Source organism: Streptomyces sp. A 4/2 (assembly GCF_940670765.1).
GTDB lineage: Bacteria > Actinomycetota > Actinomycetes > Streptomycetales > Streptomycetaceae > Streptomyces.
Genome location: NZ_CALNVW010000002.1, coordinates 279,373 through 290,924 on the forward strand (window position 1 = coordinate 279,373; position 11,552 = coordinate 290,924).

An 11,552-nucleotide genomic window follows, 5' to 3' on the forward strand; every position below is an offset into this window, starting at 1 on the left:
CATCATTTCCGGCCCCACCGAGTCCGGCCCCACCGAGTCCGGCTCCTCCGCGACGCAGTGGACCCCTCGTTTTCACTCGCCTCGGGACTCTACGATCGCGAATTACGGGAGGGCAATGAGTTCCCTCACCAGCTCACGGGCACCCGTGGAGAACCCGGTCACCCGCCAGGCAGTAAATGATCTTGATCGATTCCCTCCAGCCACCCCGAACCGATACGATCCAGGGGGAATTTCGACATTCAAATCGAACACGTGTCGGAATGTATGTAAGTCGGTTCGGGAGCAAAGTGGGGACGGCGTATGCGGGAGGGCCGCTGGGAAACGGTCACGGATTCCGAGTTCCCGCATGAGCGTCGTGGCCTCGAAGCCATCCGCACCGAGCTTCCGGACAACGATCCGTGGCGGGCCTGGTCGAACTTCACGTTCACCGCGAACTCCGGTCATGTCCGGGAGGTGGACCTACTGGTGGTCTCTCCCGGCGGCGTCTTCCTGATCGAGCTGAAGGACTGGCACGGTTCCCTGGAGTCCCGCAACGGTACGTGGCTGCAGACGCAGCCCAGGGGGCGGCAGGTCACGCACGGCAACCCTCTGCACCTGGCGAACAAGAAGGCGAAGGAGCTGGCCGGGCTGCTGGAGCCCGAGCTGAACGGTGAGCGGGTGTGGGTCTCGGAGGCGGTCTGTTTCACCGATTCCTCGCTGAAGGTCCGGCTCCCCCACCACGACCAGCACGGCGTCCACACCGTTCACCAGCTCATCGGGGCGCTGAAGGAGCCCCCGCAGTTCGAGCAGCGGCGGATCGACGCCCCACGGTCGCGGCGGATCGCGGCGGCGCTGGGCCGGGTCGGCATCGCGCGCAGTGACGCGGAGTACAAGGTCGGCCCGTATCTGCTGCACCGGAAGTCGTTCGACTCCGGGCCCACCTGGGCGGACTATCTGGCCCGGCACAGCGAGCTGCCCGAGGCTGCCAGGATTCGTGTCTATCTGCGCGAGCGCGGCTCGGATGCCGGGCTGCGGGCCTCCGTGGAGCACGCGGCCCGGCGTGAGGCCGCGGTGTTGCGGCACTTCCGCCACCCCGGTGTGGTGCAGCTCAAGCAGTACGACCCGTCGGGGCATTCCGCCGGCCCCGCGTTGATCTTCGACTACGACCCGAGAACGCTGCGGCTGGACGAGTACGTGGCGCAGTACGGGGAGAAGCTGGACATTCTCGGCCGGATGGCGCTCGTGCGTCAGCTGGCGGAGACGGTGCGTTCGGCGCACGGCAGGCGTATCTACCACCGGACCCTGGCCGCGCGTGCGATTCATCTGATGCCGCGCGGCCGTGGCGGAACAGCGGGTTCGGACAGTGAGGACGCGGGCTGGCTCAGCCCGTACGTGCAGATCTCCGACTGGCAGGTCGCCGTCCAGCGCGGTTCCGAGCACGGTGGCCGGAATGCCGGGGACAGGCTTGCCCCGACGTCGTTCTCGCGGGCCGGTGCGCACATCGCCGAGGGCGCGGACCCGTACCTCGCTCCCGAACTGACCGCGCTCAAGGCCGATCCGGTCGCCCTGGACGTGTACGGCCTCGGTGTACTGACCTACTTGCTGGCCACCGGTAAGGCACCCGCGGCCAGTCAGGCCGAACTGCTGGCCCGGTTCGAGGCGGGCGAGGGGCTGCGGCCGAGCGCGGTGGTCGACGGTCTTTCGGAGTACATCGATGAGCTGGTGCAGGCGGCGACCGCGTACAGCGTCTCCGACCGGCTGTCCTCGGTGGACGACTTCCTGGAAATGCTGGAGGTCGTCGAGGAGGAACTGACCGAACCGGCACCCGCCGAGCCGGCACCGGTGCCCGTCCCCGAGAAGAATCCGCTGGACGCGGTCGCGGGCGATGTCCTGGCAGGCCGCTGGGAGGTGAAGCGCCGGCTGGGTACGGGGTCGACGAGCCGTGCGTACCTGGTACAGGACCTGTCGGCCGGGCCGGAGGTCCGCTTCGCGAAGTCGCTCGCGGTGCTGAAGGTGGCGCTCTCCGGCAGCAGGGACGCGGTGCTGGCCCGCGAGGCCGAGGTCATGGGCCGGCTGCGGCCCGATTCGCGCATCATCCGGCTGGTCGAACCCACGCCGCAGCGCATCGGGGGCCGCACGGTCCTGGTCATGGAGTACGTGGGTGACGAGCGCGCGGCCGACGTCGGGCCCGCGGCCCCTGGTTCGACGAAGAACCGGCGGCGCGAGGAGACCGTGGCCCGTCAACTGCGCGAGTTCGGGCGTCTGTCGGTGGACCAGCTGGAGGCGTACGGGGACTACCTGTTCGGCGCGGTGGACTTCCTGGAGGGCGAGGGTGTCTGGCATCGCGACATCAAGCCGGACAACATCGCGATCCGTATCCGCCCGAACCGCACCCGTGAACTGGTGCTGATCGACTTCTCGCTCGCCGGATACCCGGTGCAGGAGACCGGGGCGGGCACGGACGGCTATCTGGACCCCTTCATCGGTACGCTCACGGACCGTTCGGTGTACGACGGGCACGCCGAGCGGTACGCCGTGGCGGCGACGCTCCATGAGATGGCCTCGCGCGAGTTGCCGGTGTGGGGTGACGGTCGGGTGTCGGCGCGCCAGACCGACCCGGTGCAGGAGCCGTATCCGAAGATCGCGGTGGATGCGTTCGATCCAGCGGTGAAGGACGGTCTGCTCGCCTTCTTCCGCAAGGCCCTGCACCGGGACGCGTCGCAGCGCTTCCGCGATCTCAAGCCGATGCGCGACGCCTGGAAGAAGATCTTCCTGGCGATGGACGAGGCAAAGCCTTCCTCGCGCCGCTCGCGCCACGCGGTCACGGCCGAGGTGGAAGCCGCGGCCCCGGCGGCGGATGCCACGATCGCGGATGCCGAGGAGGAGACCGCCGAACAGCAGCGCGACCGGCAGGCCGCCCAGGCGGACCGCTCGACCCCGGTGTCGGCCTCGGGGCTGAGCCCGGCGGCGGAGTCGTTCGTCTACGGGCTGCGCGTCAATACGGTCGGGGAGCTGCTCGACTACAGCCAGCGCCAGCTCGTGAACGCTCCGGGCCTCGGTGCGAAGACGCGCAAGGAGGTCCTGGGCCGGATCAAGGAGTGGCGCCAGCGGCTCGCCGAGCGCCCGGCCGCACCCCTCACCCCTGAGGGCCGCAAGGAGGCGAAGGCCGAACTCTCCGCCGCCGAGGCCGCGGTGGCGGGCGCGATGGCCGAGGCCGGTGGCGGGGGTTCGCTGCCGGAGCGTGCGCTGCGCAGCGTCAGCCTGGACGCCCTGGCCACCGTCTTCGTACCGGAGCTGAAGAAGGACGGGACGAACCGCAACGAGTGCGAGATGGTCCGGCTGCTGCTGCGCCTGCCCAACGACCACGGCGAGCTGCCCACCGAGGTCGGTGTCTGGCCGAAGCAGAAGGACGTCGCGGACGCGCTGGGCCTGTCGGCGGGCCGGATTCCGCAGATGCTGAAGACGCAGCGCACCCGCTGGAAGAAGCATCCGACGGTACGGGTACTGCGCGCCGAGATCCTGGAGCTGCTGCGCTCCCTGGGCCGCCTCGCGTCGGCCGCGGAGATCGCGGACGCCCTCGCGGTACGCCGCGGCACCCAGCTCCAGGAGCCCGAACAGCGCCGGGCGCTGGCCCTGGCCGCGGTCCGCGCGGTGGTGGAGGTCGAGCAACTCGTTCCGCAGGAGGGCGAATTCCGGCACATGCCGAACCGGGACGCGGCCGACGAGGGTATGAGTGCGGGACTGCTGGCTCTGGAGGTCGGCGAGGACGACGCCCCGCAGACTCCGTCCGCACCGGGTCTGCTGGACTACGCGCAGCGGCTGGGCCGGGTCGCGGACCGGTTGGCGAAGCTGGACACGCTGCCCACCGCGGCCACGGTTCTGACGGAACTCTCAGCGATCCCCACGCCGAGTGCGGTCGTGGAGTGGGACGAGCGCCGACTGGTGGAGGTCGCGGCGGCGGCGGCGCGGAACGCGGCGGCGACACCCCGGCTGGAGATCTACCCCCGGAACCTTCCGCTGGTCCGGGCCCTGCGGCTGACCCAGGCCGGGCTGGTCCGCATGATTCCCGGTGTGGCGGAGGCCGACCAGCCGGGGCTGACGGCCGCCGATGTGCACGAGCGGGTACGGGCCCGCTTCCCCGAACTGCTGAACAAGCAGGGCGGGCATGCGCTCCCGGTCAACGGCCCGCTGACGAAGGCGTTGCAGAAGGCCGGATTCGACCTGATCGAATCCACTCGCCGGCGCCCTCGCATCCTGCGGTACCTGCCGCGGCGGACGAACCTCGCGTCGAGTTTCCTCTCCTCGAACGGCAAACGGCAGGCGACCGGCACGATCGCCGCGCGCCGCTACTCCGACGATCCGCAGCTCGCGGGCGCGGTCGCGGCGGAGGAACGTCTGCTGTCCTCGGCCCGGCGGGACGGATTCCGGGTCCTGACGGTACGGACGGGTCTGGCCCACCATGCGGAACGGGAGTTGACGGGGGACCGCTTCGACGCCGGACCGGTGTCGGTGACCGAACTCTTCCTGGACGCCCTCCATCAGCTGGTCGACGCCCGGCCGAAGCCGACCTGGGAGACGATCCTGCGGGCGGATGTGGCACCAGCGGGCTCCAAGGGCGCGATGAAGTTCGCCGAGTACGCGCGCACGGCGTGGAGTTCGGTGGAACCTCGGGTGGGCAAGCTGCTGTCGGCTCCCGGGCCCCGGGCCCCGGTGCTTCTCACGGACGCCGGGGTGCTGGCCCGCTACGACGCGATGGGCATCCTGGAACGGCTGGCCGAACGGGCAAAGAACGGCGGACGGGGGCTGTGGCTGCTGTGCCCGCAGAGCGACCCGGCGCGCCCACCGCGGTTGGGTGCGACGACTGTGCCGTATCAGGCGGGGCTGGGTGAGTGGGTGGCCCTGCCGGACGCGTGGGCGTCGAACATCCACCGGGCCGACGAACTGGGCCTGGCGGGCGGGCGGAACGTGCTGACGACGATGAATGCGACTAGGGGAGAAAACCAGAAGTGATCGACCGCACGGCGTTGAAGACGGACCTGATCAAGCAGGTCAAGGCGGTCGAGGTGGACCTCGGCAAGCAGGTCGCGGACGGCGAGAAGCTGCTCAAGCCGCTGCGCACCGAGCACGGCAAGGCGAGCAAGGCGGTCCTTCCGCCGGACAAGGCCCCGAAGTGGGGGGCCTGGCTGGAGGACCGGCTGACCGAGCTTTCCGCGGATCGCGCCGACGCTGTTCGGGGGGCGGAGGCGGTCGCGGGCCGGTTGCGGGCGGAGTACGACGAGGCGCGGGGCCTGGGACGTACGGCAGCGACGTGGAACGCCTGGCTGGACGAGCGCGTCACGCAGGTCGCGGTGGCGTGGGTGCTGGGCACGGTGTTCGTCCGGTTCTGCGAGGACAACCGGCTGATCCCCGAGCCGTATCTCACGGGCGCGGAAGCCGAACGGCGCGACCTGGCGGAGGCGCGGTACGCCCAGTACGTGGAGGAGACCGAGGACCCGACGTACCGGGGCTGGCTGCTGCGTGCGTTCGAGGAACTCGGCGCGGGCCAAGCGGGCAAACTGCTGTTCCGCGAGGACCGCAATCCGCTGTACCAGATCCCGCTGTCGCACGACGGGGCTCGGGCGCTGGTGGAGTTCTGGCGGGAGCGGCGGGAGGGTGTTGTTGGCGAGGACGGTGCGGGTGGCGAGGCGGGTACGGACGGTGCAGACCGTACTGGCGGTGCGCCGGTCCTGGTCCACGACTTCACGGATCCGCTGAACGCGGACGGTACGGAGGGGTGGGACACCCGGTTCCTGGGCGACCTGTACCAGGACCTGTCGGAGGCGGCGCGGAAGACGTACGCGCTGCTCCAGACCCCGGAGTTCGTGGAGGAGTTCATCCTCGACCGGACGATGGACCCGGTGGTCCGCGAGATGGGCGGCCGGTTCAGCGAGTTGAAGATGATCGACCCGACGTGCGGGTCGGGGCACTTCGTGCTGGGCGCGTTCAGGAGGCTGGTACGGCTTTCGGCGGAACGCCACCCGGACCGCGACCTGCACGAGCGCGTGCGGGACGCGCTGAACTCGGTGCACGGCGTGGACATCAACCCGTTCGCGGTGGCCATCGCGCGGTTCCGGTTGCTGCTGGCGGCGATGGCTGCGGCGAATGTACGGACGCTGGCGGCGACACGGAGATATGACTGGCCGGTGCATTTGGCTGTGGGCGACTCACTGATTAAGAACCGTCAGCTCGAACTTGAGCTCGCCAAAGAAGATTCCGGGGACCCACTTGTGGAGTTTTCATACGCAACGGAGGACGTGCAGGAATATCCGAGGATTCTCGAACCCGGCCGGTATGACGTAGTGGTCGGAAATCCGCCCTACATCACGATCAAAGACAAAGAACTCAAGAAGGTCTACAAGGAACTCTATAAATCATCCACAAGACAATACCAACTAACCGTACCATTCGCCGAACGCTTCTTCGAGCTATCGAAAACCGGAACGAAAGATGGTCAAGGATACGGCAAAGTAGGACAGATTAGCTCCAATGGATTCATGAAGCGAGAATTCGGGAAGAAGCTAATTGAAGAATTTTTCGCACACAAAGTTGAGCTAGCAGAGATCATTGATACATCTGGTGCTTACATCCCCGGCCATGGGACGCCTACCGTCATCCTGATTGGCCAGAAGAATTCCTACTCCAAGTCGCCCACAGTTCGAACCGTGCTAGGCGTTCGCGGCGAGCCCGGAGTCCCAGAAGACCCCGCCTCAGGGTTCGTCTGGAGAGCGATCGTTGATCAAATTGATCGCCCAGATTCAGAAAGCACATGGGTATCCAGCACCGATACACCGCGAAGCAAACTATCGAAACACCCTTGGAGTATGTCTGGCGGCGGGGCTGCCGAACTTCGCGACCAGATCGAAAACTCAGAGAATTCTCGCCCCCTGAAGAGCGCGATCGCCGACTGGGGCAACATGCTCAACACACGCGAGGATGACGCCTACATCACAAGAGGGGCAGGGCAAAGAGGCGGGTTGCCTCAGCTCCTGACACGCCGCCTAGTCGAGGGATCCGAGATTCGCGACTGGGCCCCACAGAGAACCACCGAAACAATTTTCCCATACAATAATTCGGGAGGTCACCGCGAACTTTCAGAAGAGGAACTCAAGATTCTCTGGCAGTCGAAGAAGCTTCTGGATATCAGGAAGTCACTCTCCGGAACCCAACAGGAACGCGGACTCCCCTGGCACGAGTACTCCTCATTCACTCCAAAGCGCTACACTGCGAAAGAATCAATTGTCTTTACTCTGGTGTCAACCCATCCACATTTCCTGATTCGCCGCTCCAATGAAATTTACTCTCAAGCCGCTACCGTAATAAACCTTGACACTGAAGCAGGAATTAAACCACAGGATCTTCTCGGAGTATTGAATAGCTCCACTGCCTGTTTTTGGCTCAAGATGGTGAGCCACAGCAAGGGAACAGAAGGGCACCAGTCCGGTATCAAGACTGAACTCTGGGAACAGTTCTACGAGTTCACTGGAACCAAGCTTCAGCAGTTTCCCCTTCCCTCGGACTATCCTGCCGCACTTGGTACTGCACTGAACGCGCTTGCTCACGACCTCACACTCGTAAGTCCCTCAGCCCTGACAGCCTCAAGCAATAGCATCCCTGCTGCTGTGCCTCTCCGCGAGGCTCGTACCAAGTGGCACTCCACCCGTGCCCAGATGATCGCCCTTCAAGAGGAGCTGGACTGGCAGGTCTACTCCCTCTACAAGCTGCACGCTGAAGACCTTCTCACCCCCGAATCCGACGTCCCCGAACTTGCTCTCGGCGAGCGGGCCTTCGAGATTGTGCTGGCGCGACGAGTAGAGAAGGGTGAGGCATCCGGCGAGTGGTTCAAGCGGCACGGCTCCACTCCCATCACCGAGATTCCCGACCACTGGTCCGACGCCTACAAGGCCGTCGTCCAGAAGCGCATCGACGTCATCGAGACGTCCCGGGCCATCGGCATGGTGGAGCGCCCCGAGTACAAGCGCCGCTGGGCGACCGAGGGTTGGGACGTGCTCCAGGAGTGCGCCCTCAAGTCCTGGTTGCTCGACCGCATCGAGAACCGTGAGCTCTGGTTCCAGGACGGGCAGCCCACCCTCCTCACACGTACCCAGCTCACCAGCGCCCTCGCGCTCGACGAAGACTTCGCTTCCGTCGCCGATCTCTACGCCCCCCGCAAGGAGCTGGCGGCCGTCGTCGCCGAACTCCTCGCGGGTGAGCACGTGCCGTTCCTCCCCGTCCTCCGTTACAAGCCCACCGGGTTGAAGAAGCGCGCCGACTGGGAGCACGTCTGGGACCTTCAGCGGAAGGAGGACGCCGCTCCGGACGAACCGGCCAAGCGGAAGATCCGGGACGCCATCCCCGTACCGCCGAAGTACACCTCGGCCGACTTCCTCAAGCCGTCCTACTGGCGGGCACGCGGCAAGCTCGACGTGCCGAAGGAGCGGTTCATCTCCTACGCGACCGGCGCGATCTCCGGCGTCCCCGACCTGTTCGGCTGGGCCGGATGGGATCACCGGGAGCAGGCGCAGGCGCTGACCACGTACTTCACCAACGATGACAGCCTGTCCGCCGAGGAATTGGTGCCTCTCCTCGCGGGCCTCCTCGAACTCCAGCCCTGGCTCGGCCAGTGGCACAACGAGTTCGATCCGCTGTACAGCGGTACGCCCGCCGCCTTCTTCGCCGGTTACCGTTCCGCCCAGCAGGGCGAGCACGGGCTCACCGACGACGATCTGCGCGCCTGGCGCCCCGCCCCGGCTTCCCGTCGCGGTCGGCGCCCGGCAGGCGGCTGAGGAACTGGGTCTCCGCACAGACGGCGTGCGGGTCAGGTCAGCATGACCTGCACGTCGTACTGCGGAATCCAGTGGTTCCGGGTGACCAGCACCATCTCTTCGGCCTGTGCCTGCGCTATGAGTATCCGGTCGAAGAAGTCGGTATGGGCTATCTGCAGTCGGCCTGCCCGCACTCCGTGCGCGGCCGTGACGGGCAGGCCCCTGAACCGGAGATCACGCACCTGCTCGGCCAGGTCTCCGGGGCCCTCGAACCTGCCGAGGGACTGCTTGACGATGATCTCCCAGGGTGACACCGCGCTGACGTACACGGCAGGCTCGGTGTCCAGCAAGTCCTTGAGCGATGGGGTGAGTTGAGGCGAGTCGTCGAGCCACAACAGCACCACATGCGTATCGAGGAGAAGCCGCATCAGCGCATCCCGAAAGTGTCAGCCATCGAGATGTGCGGGGCGTCGAAGTCCACGGGGATACGGATGCGCCCCTGGAGCGAACCTCGTCCGGGCCGCTGCACCTTCGGTCGTGTGGACAGCGTCCTCACTACCGGCTCGCCGGCCCTGCTGATCACGACCACTTCACCGCCGACCATCTGCATCAGCGTCCCCAGGAATCGCGGCCCGGTGTGGTGGGCGCAGCGCCGACGGAACCTCTTCCACAGAGCCTTCACGACGGAATCACCGGACCGGCCGTGGGTTGAACCCGCTCCCCCGCGACCGTCGTTGCCCGTACGGTCATCGGCTCCGCAGCGGGCACGCGCAAGGCCGGGCCGCCGCTGTCCAGGACGATGACGACACTGAGCCCTCCCAGCGCATACCGTTCGCTCCGGACCGCGCGGATCGTGTGCCAGGCGCCCCAGGCGCGTACGCGCTGACCGGGCCGGGCATTTACTGCCGCGATCTCCACCACTGCGGGTGCAGGTTCGATACCGGGCGCCAGCAACTCCGCCCATACGGTCTTGCCGATATCGGCCCGGCGTTCGTCGACACCCCAGCGATGGGCCAGGGCCTCGACGAGCAGGAGTCCGCGCCCGCCCTTGTCCAGCTCACCCGGCTGCCGCACCTCCGGCCAGCCGGCCCCCGCGTCACTTACCTCCAGCCGCAGCAGCTCGCCCCTCCCCCTGCACTCGATGCGTACGCCGACCATGCGGTCGCCGGGCACGGGCACCCGTACCGCATTGGTCACCAGCTCCGAGAGCACCAACTCCGCTTCGTCTGCGGCGGCTTGACCGGCCCGCCACTCCCCGAGCTTGGCTCGTAGCACTGCCCGCGCCCTGGGAACGCTGCCGTGGCAGCGAGGAAGCCTGAACTTCGTTTCGTACGGTTCACCCATCTCAGCACCAGCCGATTCCGCGAGCAGACTGCGCCCCAACGTGGGAGTCAGTGCTCGCTCGTCAGTCATCGCACGCATTCCGTGCTTCTGAACGGACGCGACCACTCTCGGTTTTCACGTGAGTGCGGTACGTCACAGAAGCTAAAATGACCTCTCTGCCCGGCATCGTCAAGTCACCTGCCTGTCAATTGACAACGCAGATATCAATTGATCGAAAACAGCTCACTTCAGCCCATGGATGCCAACAACTGAACGGTCTGACCGGCCCGTTCGCAGCTCCAGAGGAAGCCATGTCCGGAAACAGCAGCACCTTGCTCATGTCCCGCGTCACCTTCGGCCGCACCCTGCGTCGCCTCCGTAACGAGGCGGGCCAGCTCACGCTCGCGGAGGTCGCCACGTCGCTCGCTTGCGATCTCTCGTTGATCAGCCGCATCGAGAACGGCAAACGAGTCTGTTCCCAGGCGCACTTCGCGCAGCTCATGGACCTTTACAAGGTGCCTGCCGCTCAGCGAGACGAACTCGCCGAACTGCACGCGGCCACACGAGAGCGGCGTCCGCCCTGGTGGTCCCCGTACAGCGACGCCATCAGCGCGCAGTACGAACGGTTCCTCGGATTCGAGGCAGCGGCATCAACCGTTCACGAATTTCAAGTCGGCATCCTGCCGGGCCTGTTGCAGACAGAGGCCTACGCACAGGCGGTGACCGGCGTGGGCTTCACCTCGCTCGGACCGGATCAGATCGAGGCACTTGTCGAGGTACGTGGTCTACGGCAACGGCACTGCCTGCTGGAAGCGGCGACACCGCTGGAGTGCCGCTATGTCATCACGCAAGCCGCCCTGGACTTCCAGGTAGGGGGCGAGCGCACACATCAGGAGCAGCTGGACTACCTGCTGGAGATCTCCACGCACGAGAACGTCGAACTCCGTGTCGTTCCCTACACGAAGGGCGAAGAGGCCGCTCAGATCGGCGCGTTCAGGATCCTGCAGTTCTCGGACGAGGACGTGCCCGACGTAGCCTTCGGCGAGTCGGTCGCTGGTAGTTTGACGATGGACGATCCCCGAGACCTGCGGCGCCTGCACCGCCTCTTCCGCAGCCTCATGGATGCGGCGCTCTCTCCGGACGAGAGCCGCGACATCATCGCACTCACCAGACACAAGGATGACTGAACTCATGGAGAAGGCAGACCTCTACTCGATCGACCCCTCCACACTCCCCTGGCAGAAGAGCAGCTTCACGGCCAACAACGGCGAATGCTTCGAGCTGGCACCCCTCCCCGGCGGTGGCGTCGCCGTCCGCGACTCGAAGAACCCGTCCGGCCCGCACCTCTGCTTCACCCCCGGCGAATGGCGCGCCTTCAAGTCGGGCATGACCGCCGGAGACTTCGACAACCTGTAGGCAGTGGTCTCTCGCCAGGGGCACCATGAACAG

Annotated in this window: 7 protein-coding genes; 4 read left to right on the forward strand and 3 right to left on the reverse strand. The window is 66.5% G+C overall.

Translation table 11 applies throughout. The features are described from left to right. The first annotated feature begins 300 nt into the window (after window positions 1–300). Together pglW and pglX are read left to right on the forward strand one after the other, a co-directional pair. Window positions 301–4,989, forward strand: a complete 4,689-nt coding sequence (pglW, locus tag NBY69_RS01955; RefSeq protein WP_250297828.1) for a BREX system serine/threonine kinase PglW — start codon at window positions 301–303, stop codon at window positions 4,987–4,989. After that, window positions 4,986–8,801 (forward strand): BREX-2 system adenine-specific DNA-methyltransferase PglX, encoded by a 3,816-nt coding sequence (pglX, locus tag NBY69_RS01960; protein ID WP_250297829.1) that lies wholly within the window; start codon window positions 4,986–4,988, stop codon window positions 8,799–8,801. Before pglW ends, pglX begins: the two co-directional genes overlap by 4 nt. Before the next feature lie 32 nt (window positions 8,802–8,833). On the opposite strand, the gene NBY69_RS01965 is transcribed toward pglX, so the two are convergent. Genes NBY69_RS01965 through NBY69_RS01975 form a run of 3 tightly spaced genes read right to left on the reverse strand, consistent with a single transcriptional unit; the run spans window position 8,834 to window position 10,124 of the window. Further along, the gene (locus NBY69_RS01965; protein WP_250297830.1) at window positions 8,834–9,208 is read right to left on the reverse strand and encodes a type II toxin-antitoxin system VapC family toxin; all 375 of its coding nucleotides are present in this window, start codon (window positions 9,206–9,208) and stop codon (window positions 8,834–8,836) included. Then, complete coding sequence (locus NBY69_RS01970) at window positions 9,208–9,462, reverse strand: type II toxin-antitoxin system Phd/YefM family antitoxin (protein WP_250297831.1); 255 nt, start codon at window positions 9,460–9,462, stop codon at window positions 9,208–9,210. Before NBY69_RS01970 ends, NBY69_RS01965 begins: the two co-directional genes overlap by 1 nt. Then, on the reverse strand, window positions 9,459–10,124 hold the full coding sequence (locus NBY69_RS01975) for an ATP-binding protein (RefSeq protein WP_284347827.1): 666 nt from the start codon (window positions 10,122–10,124) through the stop codon (window positions 9,459–9,461). Before NBY69_RS01975 ends, NBY69_RS01970 begins: the two co-directional genes overlap by 4 nt. 146 nt (window positions 10,125–10,270) lie before the next feature. Between NBY69_RS01975 and NBY69_RS01980 the strand changes: the two genes are divergently transcribed. Then, a complete protein-coding gene (locus NBY69_RS01980; RefSeq protein ID WP_250297833.1) occupies window positions 10,271–11,290 on the forward strand; it encodes a helix-turn-helix transcriptional regulator in 1,020 nt (339 codons plus the stop codon). Window positions 11,291–11,294: 4 nt separating this feature from the next. Then, window positions 11,295–11,519 carry a DUF397 domain-containing protein gene (locus tag NBY69_RS01985; protein ID WP_250297834.1) on the forward strand — a complete coding sequence of 75 codons (225 nt, stop codon included), beginning with the start codon at window positions 11,295–11,297 and terminating at the stop codon, window positions 11,517–11,519. The last annotated feature ends 33 nt before the right edge of the window (window positions 11,520–11,552 follow it).